At 71.3% G+C, this 26,583-nt stretch carries 22 protein-coding genes; 16 read left to right on the top strand and 6 right to left on the bottom strand.

The features are described from left to right. Nucleotide 1: 1 nt before the first annotated feature. From ACIBSW_RS39770 to ACIBSW_RS39750, 5 genes are all read right to left on the bottom strand, one after another. Nucleotides 2–1,114, bottom strand: a complete 1,113-nt coding sequence (locus tag ACIBSW_RS39770; protein ID WP_354721409.1) for a pentapeptide repeat-containing protein — start codon at nt 1,112–1,114, stop codon at nt 2–4. A 92-nt stretch (nt 1,115–1,206) separates the two neighbouring features. Next, nucleotides 1,207–2,385, bottom strand: a complete 1,179-nt coding sequence (locus ACIBSW_RS39765; protein WP_354721365.1) for a site-specific integrase — start codon at nt 2,383–2,385, stop codon at nt 1,207–1,209. A gap of 12 nt (nt 2,386–2,397) precedes the next feature. Continuing rightward, a complete protein-coding gene (locus ACIBSW_RS39760; RefSeq protein WP_354721363.1) occupies nt 2,398–2,613 on the bottom strand; it encodes a helix-turn-helix domain-containing protein in 216 nt (71 codons plus the stop codon). Between the two features lie 367 nt (nt 2,614–2,980). Beyond that, nucleotides 2,981–3,943 (bottom strand): DNA methyltransferase, encoded by a 963-nt coding sequence (locus ACIBSW_RS39755; protein ID WP_354721361.1) that lies wholly within the window; start codon nt 3,941–3,943, stop codon nt 2,981–2,983. Then, nucleotides 3,936–4,685, bottom strand: coding sequence for a hypothetical protein (locus tag ACIBSW_RS39750; RefSeq protein WP_354721359.1), 750 nt, complete (start codon nt 4,683–4,685; stop codon nt 3,936–3,938). Before ACIBSW_RS39750 ends, ACIBSW_RS39755 begins: the two co-directional genes overlap by 8 nt. 1,256 nt (nt 4,686–5,941) lie before the next feature. Here ACIBSW_RS39750 and ACIBSW_RS39745 point away from each other — a divergent pair. From ACIBSW_RS39745 to ACIBSW_RS39670, 16 genes are all read left to right on the top strand, one after another. Beyond that, nucleotides 5,942–6,952 (top strand): hypothetical protein, encoded by a 1,011-nt coding sequence (locus ACIBSW_RS39745; RefSeq protein ID WP_354721357.1) that lies wholly within the window; start codon nt 5,942–5,944, stop codon nt 6,950–6,952. A 427-nt stretch (nt 6,953–7,379) separates the two neighbouring features. Beyond that, complete coding sequence (locus tag ACIBSW_RS39740; protein ID WP_354721355.1) at nt 7,380–7,751, top strand: pilin; 372 nt, start codon at nt 7,380–7,382, stop codon at nt 7,749–7,751. 1 nt (nt 7,752) lies between these two features. After that, nucleotides 7,753–9,159 (top strand): conjugal transfer protein TrbL family protein, encoded by a 1,407-nt coding sequence (locus tag ACIBSW_RS39735; RefSeq protein ID WP_354721354.1) that lies wholly within the window; start codon nt 7,753–7,755, stop codon nt 9,157–9,159. Further along, on the top strand, nt 9,149–10,093 hold the full coding sequence (locus ACIBSW_RS39730) for a PrgI family protein (RefSeq protein WP_354721352.1): 945 nt from the start codon (nt 9,149–9,151) through the stop codon (nt 10,091–10,093). Before ACIBSW_RS39735 ends, ACIBSW_RS39730 begins: the two co-directional genes overlap by 11 nt. A 23-nt stretch (nt 10,094–10,116) precedes the next feature. Further along, nucleotides 10,117–11,931: a helicase HerA domain-containing protein gene (locus tag ACIBSW_RS39725; RefSeq protein ID WP_354721408.1), complete on the top strand. Its 1,815-nt coding sequence runs from the start codon at nt 10,117–10,119 to the stop codon at nt 11,929–11,931. A 137-nt stretch (nt 11,932–12,068) separates the two neighbouring features. Continuing rightward, nucleotides 12,069–14,531 (top strand): type IV secretion system DNA-binding domain-containing protein, encoded by a 2,463-nt coding sequence (locus ACIBSW_RS39720; RefSeq protein WP_354721350.1) that lies wholly within the window; start codon nt 12,069–12,071, stop codon nt 14,529–14,531. A gap of 278 nt (nt 14,532–14,809) precedes the next feature. Further along, on the top strand, nt 14,810–15,814 hold the full coding sequence (locus ACIBSW_RS39715) for a replication-relaxation family protein (RefSeq protein WP_354721348.1): 1,005 nt from the start codon (nt 14,810–14,812) through the stop codon (nt 15,812–15,814). Between the two features lie 1,244 nt (nt 15,815–17,058). Then, on the top strand, nt 17,059–18,123 hold the full coding sequence (locus ACIBSW_RS39710; RefSeq protein WP_354721346.1) for a hypothetical protein: 1,065 nt from the start codon (nt 17,059–17,061) through the stop codon (nt 18,121–18,123). Next, on the top strand, nt 18,111–18,839 hold the full coding sequence (locus ACIBSW_RS39705; protein ID WP_354721344.1) for a hypothetical protein: 729 nt from the start codon (nt 18,111–18,113) through the stop codon (nt 18,837–18,839). Before ACIBSW_RS39710 ends, ACIBSW_RS39705 begins: the two co-directional genes overlap by 13 nt. A 114-nt stretch (nt 18,840–18,953) precedes the next feature. Next, nucleotides 18,954–19,937 (top strand): DUF4192 domain-containing protein, encoded by a 984-nt coding sequence (locus ACIBSW_RS39700; protein ID WP_354721342.1) that lies wholly within the window; start codon nt 18,954–18,956, stop codon nt 19,935–19,937. An 89-nt stretch (nt 19,938–20,026) separates the two neighbouring features. After that, a complete protein-coding gene (locus ACIBSW_RS39695) occupies nt 20,027–20,554 on the top strand; it encodes a hypothetical protein (protein WP_354721340.1) in 528 nt (175 codons plus the stop codon). Further along, on the top strand, nt 20,551–21,069 hold the full coding sequence (locus ACIBSW_RS39690; RefSeq protein ID WP_354721338.1) for a hypothetical protein: 519 nt from the start codon (nt 20,551–20,553) through the stop codon (nt 21,067–21,069). The genes ACIBSW_RS39695 and ACIBSW_RS39690 overlap by 4 nt, the downstream gene beginning before the upstream one ends. 112 nt (nt 21,070–21,181) lie before the next feature. Continuing rightward, a complete protein-coding gene (locus tag ACIBSW_RS39685) occupies nt 21,182–22,195 on the top strand; it encodes an ImmA/IrrE family metallo-endopeptidase (protein WP_354721336.1) in 1,014 nt (337 codons plus the stop codon). Nucleotides 22,196–22,287: 92 nt separating this feature from the next. Next, nucleotides 22,288–22,467 carry a hypothetical protein gene (locus ACIBSW_RS39680; protein ID WP_354721334.1) on the top strand — a complete coding sequence of 60 codons (180 nt, stop codon included), beginning with the start codon at nt 22,288–22,290 and terminating at the stop codon, nt 22,465–22,467. A gap of 255 nt (nt 22,468–22,722) precedes the next feature. Further along, a complete protein-coding gene (locus ACIBSW_RS39675; RefSeq protein ID WP_354721332.1) occupies nt 22,723–23,769 on the top strand; it encodes a hypothetical protein in 1,047 nt (348 codons plus the stop codon). Between the two features lie 640 nt (nt 23,770–24,409). Further along, complete coding sequence (locus ACIBSW_RS39670) at nt 24,410–25,432, top strand: hypothetical protein (RefSeq protein ID WP_404799606.1); 1,023 nt, start codon at nt 24,410–24,412, stop codon at nt 25,430–25,432. A gap of 209 nt (nt 25,433–25,641) precedes the next feature. Here the strand turns inward: ACIBSW_RS39670 and ACIBSW_RS39665 are convergent, their stop codons facing one another. After that, on the bottom strand, nt 25,642–26,091 hold the full coding sequence (locus ACIBSW_RS39665; protein WP_354721330.1) for a hypothetical protein: 450 nt from the start codon (nt 26,089–26,091) through the stop codon (nt 25,642–25,644). Between the last annotated feature and the right edge of the window lie 492 nt (nt 26,092–26,583).

Raw genomic sequence — 26,583 nt, 5'->3', positions numbered from 1 at the left:
GTCACCGGGTCTCCTCCGGGGCGCTCTGCCGCGGCGGTGGCGTACGGCGCGCCGGGCCGGGCGAATCGTCGTCGGGCGTGGTCCGGCCGAGCGCAGCGGCCATGCCGTAGGGCCGCAGGTAGATCGGCAGCATTGTGTGCTCGTCGAGCTTGGCGTCCTGCAGCTGCGCGGCGGTCAGTCCCGTGGCCTGGCGCAGATCGGCGCCGTCGGTGAAGTCGGTCCGCTTTAGCGTCGCTCCGGACAGGTCGCCCTGCACCACAGGGCCGAGCCGGGCCTCGATCAGGTCGGCGTCGGTCAGTCGCGCGCCGGCGAGCGAGGCGCCACGCAGGTCCGCCTGCCACAGCCTGCAGGCGTGCAAGTCGGCGAGGTCGAGCACCGCGTGCTGCAGCCGCGCGCCGCCCAGCTCCGCGTGCCGCAGCGAGGCGCCGTCCAACACGGCGCCGCGCAGGTCGGCGGTGATCAGGTCGGCGTGGTCCAGCTGCACGTCGTTCAACTGCGCCCCGGCCAGTGAGGCGTCGGTGAGTCGCGCCCCGTACAGCCGGGCGCCGGTGAGGTCGATGGAGTGTTGGTCGGGGTCGGGGCGCCGGGCGAGCACGGTGAGCGCGGCCTGCACGTCGGTGGCCGGCCGCGGGCCCGGCCCGGCGAGGTCGGTACGTGTCGGTGGGTCCACCGTGCGGGTCTGCTCGCGGACGAACGCGGCGAGGACCTCCACCACGGTGGGCCGCTCACGCTCGGACTCGACCATCAGGTGTTCGAGGGCGTAGATGCCGCCGAGGCGCTCGGTGAGCTTGTCCGAGGCCAGGTGGGTGATGGCCTTGCCGTAGCGGTCGGTGAACTGGCCGCGCCGGGTCAGGAAGTAGGTGCGGGCGGTGAACCCGGCGCCGGTGAGCAGCACCAGGCCGCCGACCGCGGCGAGGAGCACCTGCCGGGTGGCGGTGCGCGCGTCGGCCTTGTCCTTGCCCTGGAGGTGTTTGGCCGGGGTGGCCCACCAAGCGATCGGGCCGAGCAGCAGTACCAGCAGCCCGACCGCCGTCAGCGCGGCCAGCGGCATCCACAGCACCGCGGGGCGGTGCCGCAGCAGCTGTCGCAGTACCCGGGCTCTCGCACGCGTCATCGCCACCGGCAGAGGATAACAGTCATTATTCTATGTATTGACCTATGTAACTGCGATCGTATGGCAGGCGTTGAATGGTTCTTACGTCCAGTTCATTGCGGGTCAGGCATGGGTCCGAGGGTGTTGAGTATTCGGGTGACGTCCGGGGCGATGGCGGGTTTGACGATGTAGTAGGTCTTGGTGACCTCTTCGCTGCCGTGGCCGAGTTGAATGGTCGCTGCTTCGGTTTGGTCTTCGTTATTGAGGATGGTGGCGACGGTCTTGCGGAAGATGTGGGGTGTGACCCATTCGAGTCCGGTGTCGGCACGGGCCTGACGCCATTGTCGGCGGACGTTGTTGGGGGAGAGCCAGGTTTCGTTCCGGGTGACGAAGACCCCGTCGAGGCGGTTGGTGCTCGAATCCTGGAATCGTCTGAGTAGAACATGGACGGCGAATTGCGGCAGGATCACGGTGCGGAACCCGGCGACGGACTTGGTCCACTCCTGACGGACGAAGCCACGTCCCTTGATGTAGACGATCGTTCCGCAGATGATCATGGTCGGCCGGGGCCCCTGCAGGTCGAGGTCCTGCCATCGCACCGCGAGGATTTCACCGATCCGGGCCCCGGTGCCCAGGAGCAGGTCGATGATGTCCGCGAGATCACTGCTGCGGCGCGGCCCGGATCTGTGGGGGACGGGCTGCTGCCATTGACGGATGGCCGCGCGGACCCTTTCGAGGTCATCGACGGTCAAGGCGACGACGGTCCGGCGTTGGCCGGGCAGACGCCCGATGTCTCGCATGGGATTGGTGGTGATGGCGCCGTGCCGCACTGCCATGGCCAGCATCTGCCCGATGATCACCTTGGCGTTGCGTGCCTGCGCCGGATGGTTCTTGACGAGGGCCTTGAAGAACTTGTCCAGACGCCCGACGGTGGTTTCTCGCACGCGTAGTCTGCCGAGCGCGCCCAGGATCGCTTGGCGAAGGCAGGCCTGGTACCGGTCGAGGGTCTGCACGGAGAGGCGGCCTTCGGCGGTGATCTCGTCGATCCACAGCGGGGCCAGCTTCTCGATGCGCGTCTCGGCGGTGATCTCGTCGTTGGTCGGGGCGGACCGATCCCGCAGCATGACACGGAGTTTGTTCTCGGCTTTCGCGCCGGTGGTGTCGTGGGCTTCGACGTCGCGGGTGACACCGTCGTAGTCGCGGAACCGGGCCCGTGCCCGCCAGGAGTGCGGGCCCAATTGTTCGCGGCGCAGGGTGCCCCAGGTGCCGATCGGGAGCTGGGGTCTAGGCATCGGCGTGGCCGTTCAGGGCTGTTGGTCGGTGTGCTCGTCGAGCCAGCGTTCGATCTCGCTGCGCCGGTAGCGCAGGGTGTTGCCGACGCGAATCGCGCGTGGTCCCTTTCCTCGGCTGTGCCAGGCATAGAGGGTGTTTCTCGGCTTGCCCAGCCAATGGGCTACCTGCTCTACGGTCAGCAGAGGATCGGGCTGCCAGAGCGGGTTGTTGGACGGAGCGTCGGTCATCGCAACCTGCCCACAAGCACGTGAGGGCGAACGGCGCGGTGATGTCGGTGCGGGTCGTCATGGTCACTGGGCTTGGTGGTCCTTTGGGACGTGTTCGAGAGAGGGCTGCGTCGCTGCCGCAGCGGCGCGGGACCGTAGCGCGACTCGCCAATGTGTGGCCAGGACCCTCGTTGAACAGGGGCGCGAGAGTCGGGCGGCCTGGGGGAGCGCCGACGAAGGCCAAACTTCAGCGACCCTGTTGCCGGGAGGCCGTGGCGCCGCTGGCATCGGCGCGATTGGCTGGTCCACCCGGGCCGATTACCGGGCTCTGCGTCGGCGATGGTGTCGATTGGCGGATCTGTCGCACTGCGGTGGCATCGATGGGCGGTCATGCGCGCCTCGCCTGGTCGCCGTCGGGTGGACGGCGGAGGACGGCCACGTGGTCGTGCTGGGGCAGGCACGCAGCGCGTCCCTTGGCGCGGGTCTGGCGGGTGACGTGGAGCTGGAAGAAGGAGTGCCGGGCGACGAGCCGGCCGTCGCGGGCGGCGGCGTGACTGGCTCGCCGGTCCTGGACGAACTCCAGGCCGACGGCAAGGCCGGCCTGGATGATCTGTCCGGGCAGGTCGACCAGGAGCCGGTCGCGTCGCCATGGTCGCGACACGATGGCGACGATGCCGCCGGGGGCGAGCAACGGTAGGCAGCCGGCCAGGACGGCGGTGATGCCGTCGACGAGGCCGGTGCGCCGGCGATGTGCCAGGTTCGCCTCGTCCGGGCTCTCGACCAGGTGGGTCGCGCGGGCGGTGTAGCTGTTGTGGAACCGTACGAGCGGGCCGCGGCGGTGCTCGACCCGGCCGTGCATGGTCCGCCCGTACGGCGGTGAGGTGATCACCAGTCGGAACTGGCCACGCAGGGCGGTGGGGATGCCGCGGGGCAGCCGGGTGGCGTCGGCGGTGACGATCCGGGCGGTGCCGGTGCCGCCCTGGCGGCGGGCCAGGCCGATGTTGGCGCGGGCGAGCGCCACCCAGCCGGGTTCGATCTCCATGCCGAGGCCGTTGCGGTCGGCGTGGACGGCCTCGACCAGGGTGGTGCCGATCCCGGCGAGCGGGTCCAGGACCCAGTCGCCGGGATCGGTGTAGTCGCGGATGAGCGCGGCGGCCAGGTCGGGCGCCATCCGGGCGGGGTGGGCGCCGGAGCCGGCGACGAACCGGCCGCGTCGTTGAGCAACCAGGCTGCGCTGGCCGATCATCAGCACCGACACCTGGGCCGCCGAAGCGGATCCGGTGTCGCTCTGCGACGCGTCTCGGCTGGTCGGGTGGGTCGCGGCGACACGCGCGTGACGGTGGTCAGCCACGGCGACCTCCTCGGATGACGAAGACGTAGAGGTCGATGTGTACGGACAGGTCGTCGGCCAGGCGAAGCGTCGCCCGGTCGGTCGGTGTGGCGGGTATGGCGAGGTGGTCGCCGTCGATGGCGGCGGTGACGGCCACGATCTGCTCGACCCAGCCGAGTCCGGCCTTGCGGGCGGCCGGGACCAGCTGCCAGAGGTGCTCGACGCGCTCGGCGGTGGCCGGGGGGACGGCGACGATGGTGTAGCCGTCGGCGGCGAGCAGCACCCGGCAGGCGGTGAACAGATCCACCATGGCCTCGGGATCCATACTCGGCTCGGCTGCATGGATGGCGGGTGGCCAGCGCAGGATGACCAGTCGGACCGCTCCGGACACGTGGTCGAGGTCGGCCAGCCGGTGCGCCGCGTCGACGGCAAGGTAGCGGCAGCCACCGGCGCCGGCCGCCCCGGCGATGGCCGGGTCGTCGCCGAGGGACACGATTGTGTCGCCGGGCCGGGTGTACAGGCCGACAAGCAGTTGAGCGGTGCGCCCGGTCAGCCCGTCCAGGTCGTGGCGGTACGGGTCGTCCGGGTCGGCGACCCGCCAGACGGTGATCGGCACCGGCGGGACGCCGGGCACGACGTCGATGACCCCGCTGGCGATCAGCTGCGACAGGCCGAGCGGGTCGTCGCCGTCGCGGCGGGCGCCAGCGGTGCTGCTGCTGTCGTGCCGGTCGTGGACGGGAGGGGAGTGGTGCGGTGCAGTCATGGGCGGGTGTGGCTCCCGCCCCGGGTAGGCCGTGTTCATGTCAACGCATGGCCCAAATCGAGCCTGTCGCGCAGCACCCGCAGCCCGCCGTGGCACCCAACCGGCACCCAACCGGGGGTGCCCGACGAGGTCCTTGCGCTGCACTGCCTGTTGGTCAGCGGCTCCAACCAGAGCCGTACCACCCAACCGGCGCGCACCCGACTGGCCGGTTCAGATGCAACGGGTCAGTTGAGTACCCAACTGACCCAACAGTCCGCGATGAGCGCGGGCCGCGGCCGGCCGGGACGCACCCGGCCGGCTCCCGCGGCCCGTCGCGCCGGTCCCCGCTCGGATGCCCGGAGTCGGACCGCCGCCGGTGCCGGGCGGGCGGCCTGCACCGCCACCGCAGTCCTCCTACTTGTCTCGGCCGGTTCTAGCGGGAACGGACTGATGCCTGGACCGAGGCCCGCACTTAAGGCGGCACCGGTCGCCGGACGGCGGTACCGCAGCGACTACCAAACCCGGTCAGGGCCGGTCGGGACCGTTGGCACGCGGACTTGACCGGTGGCGGGGCCTGCGGTACCGGATCGGTCCACCGCGGGAACGGAGACCGATGCCGCTCTGGTTCGCCGGCGGTACGCGTCTTGCACGGCGAAGACTTCGTACCGGTGGTTACCGTTCGCCAGGCGGCGTACCGCTACCGTTGCTGGCTGCGGTACCGAGGTTGCCGGCACCGGGGACCGGTCCCGGACCCCAACCGCCCGGGAGCGGTCCTGGCTTGTGAGGACCGGTCCTGGCTCCGGTACCGGTCCTGGCTGAGAACCGCTCGGATCGGTCCGGGCTGATCGATCGAATGCTCCCGGTCGCGACGCCGTTGCGCGGTTGGCGGGCGATCGGCAGCCATCGAGTCCTCGCGCTGATGCGTCCCTGTTGTCGACTGCCTGCGGCGGGAGGTCTCGACCACCTGGTGCGCGGCATCGCCCAGGGGTGAGGCGGGACGCCGGACGCGGCGGGACTCGATCCTCTGGAGAGCGTCCGCAGCGACTCGGGGACCGTGACATTGCGCAGTGACCCATGCGTTGGGCGCGGTGTAGCTGGTTGGGTAGCGGCTGTTCAACGGAGCCAACACACCATGGCTGAGGTGCACGAACGCGGCCGGTCGGCCACTACCTTGCCGTGCCGATCGCGGGCGGCCGGCACCGTCCGGCGCGCCGGCGTCAAACGGCGGCTGAGCTGGGGCCAACAACTCAATCACCTCGCGGCCGGCGGACTCTGCCGTGATCAACGTCGTGGGTGTGCGGGTTGGCCAACGCGTTGGGTCGGCATGCCCGGATAGAGAGCGACATCCGCGTCGCCAGGCCATCGGCGGCGCCTTCGAGCCTGATCGGGAGCCCACCATGCCGAAGTCCTGGCCCTCATCGCCGCTTGCCGCGGCGGAGCGCGCGTTCCTGTTGCTGACCTGCCCGCCCGCGCCGTTGGCGTTCGACCCCCGCGGTATTGCCGATCTGCCGCAGAACATGCTGCCGTTGGACGAACTGCGCCGCCTGCTCATCTGTGACCGCACCGCCCGCCCGGTCCGCGACCAGGTGTGGCATGACGTGGTGGTCCGGGCCCGCCGGGACGGACCGGCCTGGGTGATCGCCGCAGTCGGTCTGGCGATGCCAGGGCTGCGCCGGGCGGCCGGCCGGCTGGCCGCCGGCTGGCACGGTGAGACCGCCGATTTCGACGCCGAGCTGCTGGCCGGGTTCCTGGCCCGGCTGCGCACCGTCGATGTGGACGAGCCGCGCATCTGCGGCCGGCTGATCGACGCCGGCGCCCGCGCGGCCAAGAAGGTCCGCGAGCGCGAGGAGGAGACCGACATCCTGCACGTCGACGGGGCGTGGTCGCTGCCGCCGCGCCCGTCGTGGGACCACCCGGACTGGGTCTTGGCCCGGGCCGTGGCGCAGGCCGTGATCGACCCCGACGAGCACCTGCTGATCTCCGCCACCCGGCTGGATGACATTGCGCTGCGGGTGGTCGCCGACAAGATCGGTATCGCCGTGCCGGTCGCCGCCACGTGGCGACGCAAGGCTGAGCGGCGCCTGGCCGAGGCGATCGGCCTCGGCGACCTCGAGTGGACTCCGCAGGCGCTGCCGGACGCGATCCGGCGTCAACGTGCCGCCCGCGCCGCCGCAGCGGGACAGGCCCGGCGCCGCCGCACCCCGCCGTACTCACCGTCGTGTTCGGAGCATGTCGACACGGCTGACCAGCGTGACCGGAGGCCGCCGGTGACGGGTACCGCCGCCTGAACCAGCCGTTGTACCGCTTGGCGGGGCGACGACCCGACTGTTGGGTCGTTGCCCCGTTCTTGCGTGTGGTGCCCCGGCCACGCCCGCCGCTTCAGTGCGGGGCGGCGCATGCCCCCGGTTGGGCTCGTTGGGTGCCGGTTGGGTAGCCGGCGGCGGCCGGCCGCTGTGTTGGGTAGCCAACCGGAGCCCTTGGTGGGCAAGGAATCACCGCAAGAGCCGGCCAGCGTGACGGCGCCGTGAGTGGTTCCCCGCGCCACCAAGAGACAAGGGTATCCAGCCGGCCGGCACCGGCCTGTTCACCCCGGATTCGCTGCGGCTTGTGAAGGAGCACGGCTCCCACGGCCGGCACCCCTGACGCCTCTGGTAGCGCCTCCCATCCGCTCTCGGACACGCCCCACCTGCATGTGGGGCGGGAGGTGTGAGCTCCATGTATCGCATTCCCCACCGTGGTTGCCGGTTCACGGCCACCACCGTCGTGCTGACTATCGCGACAACCGCCTGGCTGCTGGCCGGCGCCGCCGCTCCTGCGTCCGCCGCCGGCACGGCCGACTCCGTTCCGCTGGCGGTCAATGACCTGCCCACGGTGATCAACAACATGACCGCGTGGATCACCGGCATCCTCGCCGCGGTCGCCACCCTGTTCCTGACCATCGGCGGAGCCCGCTACCTGATGGCCGGCGGGGACCCGTCGGAGGTCGAGCGGGCGAAAGGCTCGCTGAAGTCGGCGGGCATCGGCTACGGCCTGGCGTTGCTCGCCCCGATCATCCTGACCATTCTCAAGAACATCCTGGGCGCCTGACATGTGGCCGTTCCCGAACGCGGAATTTCTACTGGACGGCGTCCTGGGCTGGCTGGCCAAGGCGATCGTGGCCACGCTGAAAGCGCTGTGGGGACTGTTGGAGCAGACCGCGTTCACCAGCCCGGACGTGACCACGCTGCCGCAGGTGGTCACGATCAGCGGCCGGTCGCAGATGATCGTCAACACCGCGTTCGTGTTGGCGATCATCGCGGTCGGAGTCACTGTGATGACCCACGAAACCGTTCAGGTGCGCTACGGCGTCGGTGACCTCGTCCCGCGCATGGTGATCGGTTTCATCGCCGCCAACTTCGCCACCCCGATCTGTGCCCAGCTGATCGAGATCGCCAACGCGCTGACCGGGGCGCTGACCGGCGACGGCATCGCCGCCGACGGCTCCTTCGAGCACATGCAGCGGGTCGTGGAAGACGCCCTGACCAACGAAACCGGCGCGTTCCTGCTGGTCATCATCGGCCTGATCATCGCCGTGCTGACCGGGATGCTGCTGGTGGCGATGCTGATCCGCATCGGCGTGCTCGTGGTGCTGGTCGGCATCGCCCCGGCGGCGCTGGCCTGCCTGGCCACCCCGTTCACCGACCCGGTGGCCAAGCTGTGGTGTCGTTCCATGCTCGGCGTGCTCGCCACGGTGGTGTTGCAGGCCCTGGCCATGCACACCGCGCTGTCGGTGTTCCTGGACCCCGACGCCAACCTCGCCGCGCTCGGCATCCCCCACGACCCGGCCGGTGTCGGCAACCTGTTCATCGTCGCCTGTCTGCTGTGGGTCACGGTGCAGATCCCCGGCATGATGCGCCGCTACGTCACCCGCGGCGGTCAGCAGAACGCCGCCGGGATGTTCCTGCGGATGCTGCTCATCCAGCCGGTGTCCCGCTTCGTCCGACCGCCGTTCGGCCGGGCAGCCGGCCGCGGCCGGGCAGCCGGTGGCGCGCGGGCCCCGGCCTCCGGAACGGCCGGTGGATCGTCAGCGGCCACCGTCGTTCCGTACTGGCGGCCGCGGATGCCCCGGCCCACGCCGGCCTCCCGTCCGGCCACCGGCAATCCGACCGCACTCACGCCGGCCGGTGGCACCAGCGCCGCGACCGCCGGCAACGCCGACTCCGGTGGGCCGTCGGCGGGCGGATCGAGCGGTCCGCCGCGCCGCACGGTGCCGGCCGGTACCACCCCGGCGACGGTGATGCCGGTGCGGCGGCCCCGCTGGCAGGCGTACGGCGCCCGCCCGTCGAGCACCGGATGGCCCGACCCGCCGGTGCGCGGCGCGACCGGCAACCGGCCGACCCCGGCCACAGGGCGGCCCTCGGGCACCGGCTGGCCCGGCACCCGCGTGCGGCCCGCCGGCGACCCCCGGTACCCCGTCACCGGTCAACCACGTCCTGGAGGAAACCGTGGAAGCTGACACCGGCGTCCGCGCCCGCATCCCCGCCGATGTGGAAGCGCCCGACCGCCTTATCTGGAATCTGACCGCGCGGCAGGTGGCCATCCTGGCCACCGCCGCCACGACGGCATACCTGCTGTGGCAGGCCATCGGCAGCCGGCTACCGCTGCCGGTGTTCGCCGCCGCGGTGGTTCCCCTCGTCGGGGTCGCCGCGGCGCTGGCCGTCGGCCGCCGCGACGGACTACCGCTGGACCTGTGGCTGTGGGCGGCCATCCGCTACCGGCGCAGCCCGCGCCGGCAGATGCCCGCACCCGACGGCATCACCGCCGCGCCGCTGTGGGCTCCTGCCGCCGACAGTCCCGAAGGGACGCAGCCGCAGGTATTGCGGCTGCCCGCCCACACGGTCGGCGACGACGGGGTGATTAGCCTCGGCGACGGCTCTGCCGTGGTCCTGGTCGCGGCGACCACGGTCAACATTGGGCTGCGCACCGGTGCCGAGCAGGCGGCCATGGTCGCCGGCTACGCCCGCTGGCTCAACTCCCTGACCGGCCCGGTGCAGGTGGTGGTGTCCGCGCAGCGCGTCGACCTGACCGGACATGCCCAACGCGTCGCCGACGCCGCGCAGGCCTTGCCCGATGCGGCGCTGGCCGACGCGGCGATGGACTACGCGCACTTCCTGGCCGAGGTCGCGCAGCGCCGTGACCCGCTGTGGCGCACCGTCACCATCGCCTGCCGGGCCACCGGCCCGCACCCGGCGGCCGAGGCGATGCGCCGCGCCGTGCACACCGCCACCGCGCTGGCCGCCCTCGGCTCGCAGACCCGCGTCCTGGACGGTCCGGCCGCCCTGGCCGTGCTGACGGCCGCGGTCGACCCCTACGCCGGCGGCGACGCCAGCTGGCCCCGCGCCACCCCTCACACCCCGATCACCGCCCCACCAATTCGGGAGAGCCCGTGACGAGCACCACGAAGAGCCAACGAATGCGCACCGACGACAAGTGGTGGCCCCGCCGATGGGGCCGCGCCGGGGCCGCCCAGAGCGGTGAATCGGCCAGCGAACTCGCCGCCGTCATCGGTCCGGCGGCCATCGAGGTCGCCCCGCGGCACCTGAACCTCGGCGACGGGCACGCCGCCACGCTGGCGATGACCGGCTACCCGCCGGAGCTCAATCTGGCGTGGCCGGACATCCTGCTGTCCTGGCCGGGCCGGCTGGACTTCGCGCAGCACATCGAGCCGATCCCCGCGGCCACCGCGGCGGCGAAGTTGCGCACCCAGCGCGCCCGGCTGGAATCGGCCCGCCGTCTGGACGCCGACAAGGGCCGCCTCGGTGACCCAGCCACTGACGCCGCCGCTGAGGACGCCGCCGATCTGGCCGACCGGGTTGCCCGCGGCGCCTCGCGGCTGTTCCGCGCCGGGCACTACCTGTGCGTGCACGCGCCCGGTGAGACCGACCTGGTCGAGGCGGTGGCGGAGGTCCGCGCCGCCGCGGCGAGCGTGCTGCTGGACACCCAACCGGCGACCTGGCGGCAGCTGCAGGGCTGGACGTCCACCCTGCCGCTGGGTGTGGACAGCGTGCGGATGCGCAGGGTGTTCGACACCGACGCCCTCGCCGCCGCCTTCCCCCTTGCCTCCGCTGACCTGCCCGCGCCGCTGCCCGGCGACGGGATACCCGCCGGCGGGGTGCTCTACGGGTTGAACACCGCGAGCAACGGGGTGGTGTGGTGGAACCGGTGGGCCCAGGAGAACCACAACTCGGTGGTGCTGGCTCGCTCCGGCGCCGGCAAGTCGTACCTGGTCAAGCTGGAGACCCTACGGTCGTTGTACGACGGCGTCCACGTGTCGATCATCGACCCGGAAGACGAATACCTGCGCCTGGCCGACGCCGTCGGCGGCACCGCCATCCAGCTCGGCGCCCCCGCCATCCGGGTCAACCCCCTCGATATTCCTTCGAATGACAGGCGTCCGGACGCGCTGACCCGCCGCGCCCTGTTCCTGCACACGCTCGTCGCGGTGCTGCTCGGGGAACAGCCACCCCCGGCCGAACGCGCCGCCCTGGACAAGGCGATCACCGCCACCTACGCCGCCGCCGGGATCAGCAACGACCCAGCCAGCTGGGCGCGTCCCGCGCCGCTGCTGCGCGACCTGGTGGCGGCCCTGGACGCCGGCGCCGACCCGGCGGCCGGCACCCTGGCGGCGCGGCTGTCGCCGTGGGCCACCGGCTCCTTCCGTCACCTGTTCGACGGCCCCACCACGTTCCGGCCGCGCGGGCACCTGGTGGTGTGGTCCACCCGGCAGCTCGCCGACGAGCTACGCGCACCCGGCATGCTCCTCGCACTGGATGCCATCTGGCGCGAGGTCGACGTGCCCACCCACACCCGCGCCGACGGGCTCGGCGTGCGGCGGCTCGTCGTGGTCGATGAAGCCTGGACGTTGCTGAAGGACCAGGAGGGCGCCAAGTTCCTCTACCGGCTGGCCAAGGCGGCCCGCAAGCGCCGCGCCGGCGTCGCCGTGGTCACCCAGGACGCCGCCGACCTGCTCGGCAGTGACCTCGGGCAGGCCGTCATCGCGAACTCCGCCACCCAGATCCTGATGCGGCAGGCACCGCAGGCCATCGACCTGATCGCCGACACCTTCGCGCTGACCGGCGGCGAAGCCCGCATGCTGCTGGCGGCCGGAAGGGGCGAGGCCCTCTTGCTGGCCGGCTCGCACCGGGTCGCGTTCCAAACCGTGGCCTCAGCCCGCGAGCACCAGCTCGCGGCAGGGCTGGCCGACCTCATCGACGACGCCGACCTGTAGCGCAAACACACCCCTACGCGCAGGTGCATCGCCCCATCCTTCGACCATCCACATTGGAGTTTGCCGTGTCCGCACTTCCTGCATTGGTCTTGTCGCTTGTTCCTGCTCGGGCACCGTCGCCGTCGGCGGACCCGAACATGGTGCCCACACAGCCGCATTCGCCGTTGCTCGACGCCGCCGCCCGGGTGGTTGCCTGGCTGGCCGACCGGCCTTGGCTGGCCGCAGTCGTGGTGCTCCTGGTGGTCGCTGTGCACGCTGCCGGTGCGGCAGTCTGGCGGTGGCGGCACCGGCAGCTACTGCGCCACCCGCACCAGATCGTGATCACCCCGCCGCCGGAAGTCGACCCGGCCGGCGCAAGCGCCTGGTGGGCCAACCTGCACGAGCTGCTGATGCCCCCACGCTGGCGCCGGCTGCGGCACGGCGTGCCGCACCTCGCGCTCGAGTACCGGTGGGCCGGCCGGCAACTGACCATCGTGGTGTGGGTGCCCGGCACCGTGCCGGCCGGACCGATCGCCGCCGCGGTCCGTGCCGCCTGGCCCGGCGCCGCCTGCACCATCGACGACGCCACCGCACCGATCCCGGCCTCCGGCGCCTCCGCTCCGGTGGCGGTGGGTGGCGCGCTCGCGCCCGTGCTGCCGGCCTGGTATCCGCTGTCCGTCGACCACGACACCGACCCGATGCGTCCCCTCGTGACCGCCGGTGCCGGGCTGCACAGCACCGAGCACGCCTGTGTGCAGTTCCTGGCCCGGCCGGCCACCCCGCGGCAGATCACCCGACTGCGCAAGGGCGCCGCCGCGCTGCGCATCGGCAAGCCGGCCGGCGGCGGGCTGCTCGACCCGACGCCGCTGGTGCGCGGCGGACTCAACCTGATCACCGAGATCATCACCGAGCTGCTCACCCCGGGCCCGCCGCGCCGCACCACCACCGCCACGGGCGCGGGTTCTCGCCCCGTAGGGCTGGATCCGCTGCGCGACCGTGACGCCCGCCCCGCCATCGACAAGACTGTCGGCCCGCAGTGGGAGACCGCCATCCGCTACGCCGTCGCCGACACCCGCGACGGTGATGACTGCGACGCGCTGACCCGCCGGCTCACGACCGTCGCGCACGCTCTGGCGTCGGCGTTCGGCGCGTACGCCGGCCGCAACCATCTGCGCCGGCTGCGGCTGGCGAGGCCGGCCGCGGTGCTGGCCGCCCGGCCGCTGCGCCGCGGGTTCCTGCTGTCCGCCGACGAGCTGGCGTCGCTCGCCGGGCTACCCACCGATCTGGCCGTGGCGGGGCTGGACCGGGCGCGGGCCAAGGCGGTGCCGGCCCCGATCGACGTGCCCACCGGTGGCCGCAACACCAAAGCCCTCGGCACTGCCGAGGTCGGCGGTCACAAGGTGGCGCTGCCGATCGTCGATGCCCGCCAGCACGTCCACCTGCTCGGCTCCACCGGGTCGGGCAAGAGCACCGAGATGTGCCACCTGGTCCTCGACGACATCAGGGCCCGCCGCGGCGTGGTCGTCATCGACCCCAAGGGCGACCTCGTCCTGGACATCCTCGACCGGATCCCGGCGTCGCTGGCCGACCGGGTCGTGCTCATCGACCCCGACCAGCCCGGCGGTGCCACGCTCAACCCGCTGCAGGGCCTGGACGCCGATTTGATCGTCGACAACGTCGTGTCGATCTTCTCCAAGATCTTCCAACGGCACTGGGGACCCCGGATCGACGACGTGCTGCGCGTCGCGTGCCTGACGTTGATGCGTAAGGCCAACGCCACGTTGACCTTGATTCCGCCGCTGCTGCAGGGCCACCGGTTCCGGGCCGCATTCACCGCTGACTTGAACGACCCGGAGGGCTTGCTGGGCTTCTGGGAGTGGTACGAGTCCATCCCGCCGCCGCTGCGGGCGCAGATCATCGCCCCTGTGCTGTCGAGGTTACGGGCGTTCCTGCTGCGTGACTTCGTCCGCGCCACCCTCGGCGTACCGAAGTCGTCGTTCGACATGGGTCACGTGCTGGATCGCGGCGGCATCCTGCTCGCCCGGCTACCCAAAGGGCAGATCGGCGAAGAAACCGCCAAACTCATGGGCTCGTTCGTGTTCGCGTCCGTGTGGCAGGCGGCCACCGCCCGCGCCCGAATGCCAGAACCCGAGCGCCGCGACGCCTGCATCTACGTCGACGAGGCGCACAACGTGCTCAACCTGGCCGGCTCGGTGGGCGACATGCTCGCCGAGGCCCGCGGCTACCACCTGTCGCTGACCCTGGCCCACCAGAACCTCACCCAGCTGCCCCGCGAGACGCAGCTCGCGCTGTCCGCGAACGCCCGCAACAAGATCTTCTTCTCCTGTTCGCCGGAGGACGCACACCAGCTCGCCCGGCACACCCTGCCGGAACTGACCGAGCACGACCTGTCCCACCTCGACGCCTACACCGCCGCCGCGCGGCTGGTCGTCGCCTCCCGGCAGACCGCGGCGTTCACCCTGCGCACCCGCCCTCCGGCGCCGATCTTCGGCGAAGCCCTCACGATCCGCCAACGCGTCGAGCGCACCGAACCGACCGAACCCACCGGCGTCGGCCAACTCGCCCGACGCTCCCGCGGCCGAGCTCGCGGCGACCAGTAGCCCGCAACTGCCGAAGCCTGCACCTTTCCGTCTGCGGTTCGGAGCCGATGCCAACTTCCGTTCCACGGCGGCATCGGTTTCGGACCGCCTTGTCGTCTGGGGCCCTCATGCAAATCCCGAGTTCGTTGCTGCGGTCGAGAGGACTTCACCGTCATCGCACCCCCGACAAGTGGGTGCGAAGACGGGCCGACCGGCGGGTGCACCCCCGGGCGCTGTCCCATCCCGCTCGGCCGTGATCCACAGTGCCCAACCGCACCCAATCGCCCAGCTAGGAGGCCATGATCGAACCATCCGACGTAACCCGAGATATCCCTGCGGGGGATATCTCCCGACCGGGGGTACCGCATACCTCACGGCCCGCGAAGGCCCGGTCGTCCGACACCCCCCGCAGGTCTCGACCCGGCGACTCGCTGCGGGAGATCTCCTCGCGACTGGAACCCCGCGACTACGTCCTGGCTCATCTGCTGCACGAGCACCGTTACCTGACCACCGCACAGATCACCGCGATCCTGTTCACCTCGGAACGGACCTGCCGCAACCGGCTCAACGTCCTGCGCAAGATCGGCTTCATCGACTGGTTCATGCCGGTCCGGCCCGTACGCGGCCGGCTGCCAGTGCACTGGGTGCCCGGCCCGCTGTCGGCCCGTTACGTCGCCCTGCACCACGGGCAGCGGCCACCGACGGCGAAGGCGGTCCGTGAGGCCCAGGACGCGCTGGTGGCCGGCGGGCATCTGGACCACACCGATGGCGCCAACCAGTTCTTCGTCGACCTGCTCGCCCACGCCCGCAGCCATACCGGCACCCGGCTGATGCGCTGGTGGCCGACCCGGCGCATCGCCGCCGCGGTCAACCACAACGTCCGCCCGGACGGGCACGGGGTGTGGCGTGAGGACGCCCATCAGGTGGCGTTCTTCCTGGAGTACGACACCGGCAGCGAAGCGCACGCCGTCCTGGCCGGCAAACTGGCCGCCTACCGGAAGGTGGTCGCCGGCGGCGGACCGTTCTGGCCGGTGCTGTTCTGGCTGCCCACCGCGGCCAGGGAAACCAACTTCCACCGCCGGGTCAACGGTTCGGCGCGCGGGTTGATCGTCGCCACCGCCAGCCGCGACACCGCCGCCGCGCACGGCCCGGCCGGGCCGGTGTGGAAGGTCGCCGGCAACGGCCGGCGCCGGCTACGGCTGGCCGAACTACCCGGCCGGCTCGGCAAACCCGGCCCCTACCATCCCGGCCCGGCCACCGCGGAGCAAGACCCGCTGCACCTGCTGTCCGACGGCGCCGCCTGATCCCCGCGAGGCCCGCGCCGCCTGGGCGCGCGGCCCGGCGCCCGGACCAACGAAACCCTTCGACCGATGCTCAACCGCCACCGGTCCGGGCCGTGCCCCGGACCGGTGGCTTTCGTGTCTGCACTCCTGCAGCCGGACTCGGCATGGTCGTGGCCGGGCGTGCGTACCCAACTGACCCAACAACCCAACTGCGCCCGTCAGTGGTGTGCCGCCCACCCGGTCCGCGACGGACCCAACAGCGCACGTCATAGGGCGTTTCGTGGGCCACGCGCGGGACCGCCCGGCCTGTTGGGTGTAGCGGCTACGGTCGAGTCTTCTTCAAGAATCTCATGCAGCTCCACCTCGGGCGTCACCCGCCACGGCTGGGACACCGCACTCGCCCACCCGCCACCTGCTGGCCGGTCGGCCGCGACAGCTCCCACCCCGGGCGCCCCACCCACCGCAGCACCAGCGCTTCGGCGCTGTCCTCGGGCGCCATGCCGCCCGCACCACCACCGCGCACCGCCACTTTCCGGCGGACATCCACGCGGCCGTTCGGGCCGCCGTTCGGTCACGGCCACATTCCCCGCTTGCGCGATCAGCACCGTCTACCTGTCCGCGGGTCCACGTTTCGCGCACCGCCGCTCGCGCAGCGTCCAGCAAAGGAGGTTCCGTCATGCTCCGTACCGTGCGCGCACGTCTGCGCACGCCACCGCCTGCTCGACACGACCACCGCCACCACGACCGCCAGGTCCACACCGCCTCGCCTGGCTCGCTGCGGTCCCGCCCACGGGCTCGCATCCGCCGACCGTGACGGTTGGTTCACCGCCGGCAGCGGAGGACTGATCGACCAATTCGCCTATCTGCAGGCCGCCAACCACCTGGCCGGCTTGCACCCAGGCATACCACTCGCCGCGATGGCGATCCCCGCCTGACAGCCCTTCAGCGCCGCAACGGCATCACCGCGGATCGGCCGAATCCCGTACCCAGGGAACCGGCACGTCCGCCCGATCCGGATGACGGCCTGCTGACCGGCGGGTGCGACTTCATCGTCGGTCACCGCCACACCGGAACCGTTCACGGTAACGGCTCCGGGCAGACGGATGACCGAAGCGATCCGTGACGGATCGCGCCCGGAGCAGCTTGCGCTGCTTCCTTCTCCATCCCGTAGTTCCCACGCCTTTCTGGCAGACGCCAGGCGCGGACACCGGGACGGAGGTCCCGGTGCGCCCGGTGTCCGGGGACGTGTTCCCTCGGAGGTACCCATGCCGTGCCGGAATCCGGCCATCACGGTCAACCCCGATCCCGCAGCATCCGACGGCCGGCAGGCCGTCTGCGGCGGCTGCCAACAGCCGTATTTCGGCGACCGCTGTCTGACCTGCCGCCGCTGCGCCCGCTGCCGCGTGCTCGCCGCGGAGCACGACACCGCGACCACAGTTCGCGGCTCGACGATCTGCCTGTCCTGCCGCGACTGCTACTACTGGCAGTGCTCCAGCTGCGAAGGCTGGAACCGCGACAGCGACCGCTGCGGCAACAGCTGCGTGTGCTACTGCGGCAACTGCGACGACTGCGACGACCGGGCCAGCGACTTTCGCGGCCTCGTGCACGACTACGCGTACCGGCCGCGGCCGGTCTTCTACGGCCGCGGGCCGCTGTTCCTAGGCCCCGAAATCGAGCTGGAGATCATCGGCGGCGACGGTTACCGCTGCGCGGAGATCGCCAGCGAGGCACTCGAAGGCCTCGGCTATCTCAAGCATGACGGGTCCCTGTCCGCCGGCTTCGAGATGGTCGGCCATCCGATGGCCTACGACTGGGCGATCGAGAACTTCCCGTGGCCGATGCTGGCCGAACTGCGCCGCCACGGGGCGGAGGCCACCGACGCCACCGGCATCCACGTGCACGTGTCCCGAGCCGGGTTCTCCTCCGTGCCGCACACGTACCGGTGGATGAAGTTCATCTACCGCAACGAGACCGACGTGGTCCGGCTGGCCCGCCGGCAGGCGCCGAGTTGGGCGGCGTTTCGGCCGGAGGACCGGCGCGCGGTCAAGCACTACGTCAAGGGTCAGGGGTACGGCGACCGGTACCGGGCGATCAACACGAACAACCCGGACACCCTCGAGTTGCGGGTCTTCGCCGGATCCCTCGACCCGGACGTGATCAAGGCGGCGTTCGCGTTCGCCGCCGCGAGCGTCGAGTACACCCGCACGTTGACCATCCCGGACATCAGCGTCGGCGGTTGGGCGTGGCCGACGTTCACCGGCTGGCTGGCCGAGCGGCCGCAGTACGCGCCACTGACCCGGGAGCTGGAGGCGCTGTCATGTGCCTGCTGACCTTCCTGCCGCCCGGCGTCCAGCCTGATCCGAACGCCCTACACAACGGCAGCCTGGTCAACGACGACGGCCACGGCTTCGCCATCATCACGGGCAACACTCTGATGGTGCGGCACAGCATGAACGGCGAGCAGCTGATCGAGCAGTTCGCCGCCGAACGCCGGACCCATCCGGACGGGCCGGCGCTGTTCCACTCCCGGTACGGCACTGGCGGCACGGTCGATGTGGGCAACTGTCATCCGTTGCAGGTCGGCGGCGACGCCCGCACCGTCCTGGCCCACAACGGTGTCCTGCCGATCGACACCGGCAAGAGTGAACCGCGATCTGACACCCGCATCGCCGCCGAACAGCTGATCCCGGCGATGGGATCGCTACGGCTGCGTCGAACCCGGCTACGGCTGGAACGGTGGATGGGCCCACACAACAAGATCGTCATCTTGTCGGTGGACCGCCGCTTCCGTGACAACGCCTACCTGCTCAACGAGCAGGCCGGTATCTGGGACGGCGGCATCTGGTACTCCAACGACGGCTACCAGGACTTCGCCAGCCGGTACACGTCTCGGCTGACCTTCCTGACCGGCGGGCAGTGCTGCGCCTGGTGCGGCGAGCCGGTCGACGACAGTATGCGCGACTGCCCGGAGTGCGGGCTCTGCCTGGACTTGCGCACATCCGACGGATGGTTCGCCTGCCGGCGGCCCTGGCGACGGGCCAGCTGATCTTCCTCTGACCAAACTCCCCGGCCGGGGAACCCGACGCGTGTCTCCCGGCCAGTGGCCGGGAGTGTGTCCGCGCTCGGGTTCCCCGGTCCCTTTCCGGACTGGAGCAAACCGATGCACCATTCGCACGTCTTTCGCCTGACCAGCCTGCCCGAGACCGTGGCACTCGCCCCGTACCTGATCGGCTATCAACCGCAGGACAGCCTCGTCGCGCTGGCGCAGCACGGTCGGCAGGTCGTGTTCGCCCTCGCCACCGCGCTGCCGCAGCACCCCGAGTTCGACCACGAAGCCCTGCGTATCACCCGGCTGCTGGCCCGCGAGCACGCCGACACGGTCTTTCTGATCGGTTACGGCCCCGCGCTGCCCGTCCAGGTCGCGGTCGACCGAACCACCGACGCCTTGCGCCACTACGGGATCCCGGTGTTGGCCGCGGCCCGCGTCCACGACGGCATGCTGTGGCACCTGGACTGCCACGACAAGCTGTGCCCGGCTGCCGGCATCCCGTTCGATCCGGCCACCACCGCGACCGCAGCCCAGGCCACCGTCGCCGGCCTGGTCGCCCTGCCCGACCGGACCGCCGTCGCGGTCAGTCTCGACCCGGCCACCGACGGCGAACGCGACGCCACCAGCGCGGCCGTCCCGCGAGCCTTCGCCGACATCGCCCACCAACTGGCCGCGGCTGCGGGCGGTGACCGTGCTGCCGAAACCCAGCTCGGTCGCCTCGCCGAACAGCTGGTCGCCGAGGCGGTCACCGCCGCCGGCACCGCCGGCCGGCTCACCGACCCGCAGGCCGCGCTGCTGCTCGTGCTGTTGCGCGTGCCGCGGTTCTGGGACGCCGCTGTCCGGCACGTCGACCACGAGGATGCCCAGATCCGCGCGTGGACGGATCTGACCCGGCGCGCGGACGACCTGCTCGTACCCGGTGCTGCCCTCCTGCTCGCCGTGGCCGCGCTGACGGCCGGCAACGGCGTGCTCGCGGACGCCGCCGTCCGCCGCGCCCTGGCCGCCGATCCTGGCGACGAGATGGCGCACACCCTTCTGCAGGCGATCCAGCTCGGCATCGATCCGCCGACCGTGAGCCGCATCCTGCGCAGCTGATCTCTTCCCTACCGGCCGACGCCCGGCCACCTCATCTGGAGTACCGGGCGCGACGCGCCCGGTACTCCCTTACCCACGGGAGCAACCCGATGGCCTACACCCACTACTGGAGCGTGCCGATCACCCACCCCGACTACCGCGCCGCCTGGCCCCGGCTGGTCGGTGACACCGCCCGCATCATCGACGCCGTCCGCAGGCATGGCATCGTCATCGCCGGCCCGCACGGCTTCGGCCGCCCGATCCTCAACCCGGCCTGCGACATCGCCTTCAACGGCGACGCCACCAGCGACCTGGACGGCGACACCTTCGTCCTGCCCGCACCGCCACCGGCCGCCGAGCCCACCCCATGGCTCGCCAACTTCTGCAAGACCAGCCGCAAACCGTACGACGCCGCCGTCACCGCCGTACTGCTGCGCGCCCGCCTGCTGCTGCCCGAGGTGTTCATACTCTCCAGCGACGGCACCTGGAACCGGCAATGGCGGCTCGGCGCACGACTGCCCGGCGGCCGCCGCCGCGCACCCGCCACCCGCACACTCGTCACCGACCTGTTCGGGCCGATCCCGCAGGCCGATCCACTCACGCGCGTCGACCCGCACGCCTGGCGGGCGGGTCCGTGACCGGCGAACGACCGGACATCCCGGTCCACCTGCGGCAGCGGCCGACCAGCAGCGGCCTCGTCGTGCCAGTCCCCACACCCCGCACCGCCGACGGCCAGTACCTGTTCGGGCTGATCGAACGCGGCCAGCAGCAACGCCTGCTGCACGGGCGGCTCTGCCAGATTTGCGGGCAACCCCTGGACGGGCGACTCATCCTGTTCGCCCGGCCCGCCGACCTGCAGCTGTGCGGTACCTCCGAGCCGGCACTGTGCCCGCCGTGCGCCGCCTACAGCAGCCGGGCCTGCCCGATGCTGTCCGGCCGCCTCGCCGAGTACCGGCGCCGACCCCGCACCGCGTTCGCCGGGATTTCTGCCGACACCGGCGGTCACCTGCGGGCCGGTACGCACGCCGACCCGTGGTTCGCGGTGTGGGTGCGCGGCTACGACGTCGTCGCCCACCCCATCCGCGGCCAGGTGCTCGCCGCGTCCTGGCTGCGGCACCCGCCGCTGATCATCCGGCCGGTACCCGGCCGCTGACATCCGCCCCCTCCGGGCGGCTCCACCTCGCGCAACGCGGGCAGGGGAGGGCCGCCGAGTGCGGTTCCTTCCTGCCCGCCGCGCGGCACCCACAGGAAGGACAAGGCCACCCATGGCCCCCACACACCTTGAGCAGATCAAACACGACTTCGACGACCGGCTCGCCCAGCTCGCCGCCAGCCCGCAGCAATGGGCCGAGTTCCTCGATCAGGTCGCCGTGTTCGGCGCCCAATACAGCCTCGGCAACCAGATCCTGCTACTCCTGCAGGCCGAAGAACGCGGGGTCACACCCCGCTACTTCCTGCCGTACGGCAACGCCGAGGGCACCACCGGCTGGAAGGCCCACGCTCGGCACGTGCGCCGCGGCGAAATCGCGTACCAGATCTGGGCGCCAGTGCGCCGGCGCCCCACCGACGCGCAAGCCCGGCAGTGGGAGGCCGCCGGCCGCACCGTACGCCGCGACGCCCACGGCAAACCGGCCCCGCAGATCGTCGGGTTCCGGCTGGCCGGCACCTTCGAACTCGGGCAGACCGACGGCGAGCCGTTCGAACCGCCCACCGTGCTGCGCCACCGCCGGACCCGCACGTTGCCGCAACTGCTGACCGGCGAGGACCCGACCCACGTGTACGAGGACGTGGTCAGTTTGATCCGCGCCCACGGGTACACCTTCGACCTCGTGCCGCCGGGCAGCCCGTACCTCGGCGCCGCCAACGGTGTCACCGTTCCCGGGCCCCGGCAGGTCCTGATCCGCGACGACGTGGACCCCGCCCAGCGGGTCAAGACCACGATGCACGAACTCGCCCACCTGCGCTGCGGACACCCTGAAGAGCTCGACGCCGCAGCGAAACCACACCGCGGACGACGCGAAACCGAAGCCGAGAGCGTCGCGCACATCGTCTGCGCCGCGCTCGGCCTGGACACCAAGGACTACAGCGACGCGTACGTGCTCGGCTGGGCCGACGGCGACCTCAACCTGATCCGCGACTGCGCCGCCACCGTGCTCCGCGTCGCCAAACAGATCCTCACCGACCTCACCCCGAACTCGACCGGCCCCGACACCGGCACAGCATCCGACGACATCCACCCGGCCGACGGCAGGGAGTCCATCGCAGGGGAGGGCCGGTGAACCGCCGCCGCCGACTCACCGCCACCCGGCCCGAACCGGGCACCGGGCACCGGACGCGACAACCGTCGCTGCCGGCCGGACAGCTTTGCGCAATGGTGCTGACCCACCTGCACGCGTACTCGGCACTGGACTTCAGCCCCACTGAACTGGCCAACGTGCTGGGCCGGCCGAAGTCGCGCGGCGCGATCACCAACGCCTGCCGGCGGCTCGCCGAACTGGGCCTCGCGACACGAACCCAGCACCAGCCGCAACGCTACCGCGCCAAGACCTGACCGCCGCGCCGCGACCAATCGGTAGCCCTGAGCGGGAACTCGGGGGCGCCGGCGCTCCGTCGCCACGCCCCGACGACCAGAACCGCCTTCGTCGCCTGTTCCACACACGCCCCCGCGTGCGGTCCGGCGCCGGCACACCCAATTCACCGCTTGTGCCGGCGCCCTCGGGTGCCGGCACCAGGCCGTCATCCGACAGGAGCCCACCCTCATGTTCATCACCGACAGGCTCGCCCGCCGCGACCGGCGGAGCAGGTCATGACCGCCGCGACCACCATATCGACCACCGCCCCGGCCGCCGATCCGGTCAGCGAACCGGCTGGCGCCTCCCGCCCGGCCGTGCATTCCCGGGCGGCCCGCGTGACCATGGGCATCCTGCTGTGCATCGTCGGCGTGCTGCTCACCGTGGTCATCTGCACCCCGATCGCCCTGTCCAGCCAGGACCTCATCGACTGGGCCGGCGCACCGACCGGGCTGGGCCTGCCCGACCCGTGGCCGATGCTGGTGTTCGTCGCGCTGGACGCCGCAGCCGGAGTGTGTGTGCTGCTCACCGTGTACTGCGCCTGGCGCGGCGAGCCCGCCGGAGCGTTCGGCGCGCTGGTGTGGTGCTTCGCGTTCGGGTCCGCGTTCGCCAACTACCGGCACAGCACCACACCGAGCGCGGCACCGGACGCCATCTGGTTCTTCCCGCTGATGTCGGTGGCCGGACCGGCGCTGCTGGAAGCGATCCTCGGCCGGTTCCGGCGCTGGTTCCAACTCGACACCGGCCGCCGCGGCCGCCGGCTGCCCGCCTTCGGCTGGCGACGGTGGACGCCGGGGCTGGGTGCGCTGCGCGACACCTACGGCGCCTACCGCACCGCCCTGCTGCAGGGCATCGACACCGTCGACGCCGCGATCGCCGCCTACCACCAGCTGTGCCCGGACGGGTCCCTGCGGGTCGCTGCCGCGTTACGCGCCCGGCACGCCGCCGATACCGTCGGCGTGCTCACCGACGCGGCATCATCCGGCACTGGGCCGGGCGGCGGCCTGCCGGCCGCCATCATGCGCCGCATCCCCGTCGACCCTGCCGCCTACCGGCGGTGGCTGCAGGTCTGGGCCGACCTGAGCGATGCCACCGCCACCATCGATCTCGCCGACATCGCGGCACGGCACGGGTTCAGCCGGCGACAGATCCAGTGGGTGCGCCGCGCCGGTCAAGCCGGACTGCTCAATTCGCCGATCCCACCTGCGGTGCGGATGGCGGAGCTGGCCGCCACCGGCAACCACCACCAGCCCGGCAATGGACTGGTCGGCGCCGCCGGATAGCCCGTGACGCCGACGTGCCCGTTGGTGGCCGGGCTGTCGCAGCAGCCGCGGTCCCCGCAGGCGCAGCCTGGTGACGCTCCCCTTACGCCAGGCTGCGCCTGACCGCCGCGGCCATCAGCGCAGGTGACCTGTTGGCCCTGGCATCCGCCGCGCTGGGTGCGGACTGGGCCTGTTCGTCCCCGTGCTCGTCCCGGCGTCCGGATGGACCGGTGACGCGCAGCCGGCGGTGGTCATCGACGGCTGCCTCTGCTGGCTCGATCTCCCGTCGTCACCGCCACCGTCCCGTCCGTCCTGCTCGCCGCCGGGCCATGCCGCCGCCGGGCTCGCCGCTGGCCGCCTCGCCCGTCGTGACCCGCGCCGTACAGGGCTTCATGCTGCTCGGCGCGCGCTGCTCGCCGCCGCCGTCATCGGGTGATCCCGAGCCGGGCCTCGACGGACTGGCTGGGGTCGGCGCACCCAAAGGGGCGTGAAGCCCGGTTGTGCCCGAGCTCCGCCTGATCGCCTTCATCGCCGTCCTCGGCGCGCACAGCCGCGCCCTCTTTTCGTTTCTGCACCTTCTACTGCCGTCGCGTCGGCGCGCACAAGCGCGCCATATTCGTTTCTGGAGGTTCTCCATGCCCCTGCAACCCGCCGTGCAGCGATGACCCTCAAGGTGCTGGGCGGGATCGTCGCGTCCGCCATCAGCCTGGTCGTGGCCTGTGCCGCCGGCGTCATACTGCTGTTCGGCAGTGGCCCGGCGTCCCGCTGCACGATGCCGCTGCCCGCCGGTGCGATATCGATGTCCGTTCAGGTCGAGGGCCGGCAGCCGATCGGCCGCTTCAACCCGGAACAGGTCGGCCAGGTCAGCACCATTGTCGCGGTCGGCGCTCGCAAGGGTGTGCCGATCCGGGGCTGGATCATCGCGGTGGCCACCGCGATCCAAGAGTCGGACCTGCGCAACCTGCCCGGCGGCGCAGACGACTCGATCGGTCTGTTCCAGCAACGCCCCAGCCAAGGCTGGGGCACCCCGGCCCAACTCCGCGACCCCACCTACGCCACCGAAAAGTTCTACGACAAGCTCGCCACCATCACCGGGTGGCAGACCATGCCGCTTACCGAGGCCGCGCAAGCCGTCCAACGCTCCGCCTACCCTGACGCCTACGCGAAGTGGGAAAACGACGCGACCTCACTCGTGCAGCAGCAGTACACCGCAAACGGCGGCGCCGACGTCGACTGCTCCACCACGACGCTCGGCATGGCCGAACCCGCCCCGCGCAACCCCGATGGCTCGTGGCCGGACGAAGGCTGCACCATCCGCCCGGATCTCACCACCGGCCACGGCTGCGTCACACCACGCCTGGCCCACCTTGTCCAACAGGCCGTCGTTGCAGGCTTCCCGACGCCAGCCTGCTACCGGCACAGTGACCACGGCGAGCATCCCCAAGGCCGCGCCTGCGACTGGATGATGACCGCCGGCGGCCAAGCCTATGGCGCCGAGAAAGCCCGCGGTGACGCGATGGCGGCATGGGCCGTTGCCCACGCGGATCGCCTGGGCATCATGTACGTCATCTGGTACCGCATGATCTGGACCCGCGCCGAAGGCTGGCACGCCTACGACAACCCGTGGGGCGGCGACGACCCGTCCGGATGGCACACCAACCATGTCCACATCAGCGTCCACTGATTTCGCCAAAAGTTTCATCCGATGGTGGATTCGCATCGTTGGCCAACGGTCGGCGACGCTGTCACCAGCGGGAGCTCTGTCCGCGGGGAGACCTTACTATGCCACTGATAACGCTTGGTCCCCCGACGCGCGCGTTCAGGTCGCCGAGGAAGCAGTGCGCGGCGACATCGCCTTCCGCGAGGGCGCGCGAATACCATCCGAAGCTAGACCTATTGGCCGGGAGCGGTGGAAGGTCCTGGCCAGCAGAACGACATCAGTGTCTTCAGTGCTTGCGAACCCATGGCGTCTCCGGTCACCGGGATTTGGCCTGCGGCCCGGCCGCGAAGTTCATCGGCGTAGGCCGAGAAGGCGTCGCTCAACTTCGAATTGGTGGCCTCGGCGGCGAGCGTTCGCGGCATTGCCTCCTGCGCACTCCAGTAGGCGCGCTGGATCTCGATCAACTCGGGTTTCGGGTGCTGCTTGCCGACGTACTCATCTTCAAGGGCTTTGCGGTAGGCCTGCGTCTCGGGAGCCAGATTCTCATCCTCGGTACCCACGAAGGCCCGTGTCGAGTCCTTCCACCTTGTACACAGCGCCGCCGTGTTATCGGCGTTCTTCTGAGGCTCGTCGCGGATGATGCCACACCCGCTCACGGTCAGAGCCGCCGCTAGGATGATCATGCCCGAATGTGCCCGCACGCCTACTCCCGTCATGATCTCTGTCGATGCGGCTGAACCATAACCTAGGCATCACTCGGTGCGATCTCCGCTGCCCTCGTCGCATCGCTCCACCGAGCCGGCGTCATCCCTGACCAGAGCCCAGCCGGCCCAGTCGTCCACCGCGCGCTCGACACATTCCTGCACGCCGCGACATCACAGGCGGTCACCCGGCTACTGCCGCTGATCGACGCGATCCCGCCGATCCTAGGCCGGCGTGGACCAACGCCGCCCTTCGCCTCCCCATTCGCGGCACCTGTCCGGATCGGATCGCCCATGGTGGCCAGACGCGAGCCGCTGTGCGTGTCGGTGCATCTGTGCGGGCAGCCATGATGTCGACGCGAGCGCCTGTTGGCGCCGACCTCCGTGCCCCCTCGAGGCGATATCTAGGTCGGCCACGGTTCGTCGGCCAGACGTTGAAGCGAGGTGATCTTGACGGGCTCTGTCCTGTTTTGA

Source organism: Actinoplanes sp. NPDC049668 (genome assembly GCF_044465445.1).
Lineage (GTDB): Bacteria > Actinomycetota > Actinomycetes > Mycobacteriales > Micromonosporaceae > Actinoplanes.
This window is presented reverse-complemented; position numbering and strand designations above follow the sequence as displayed.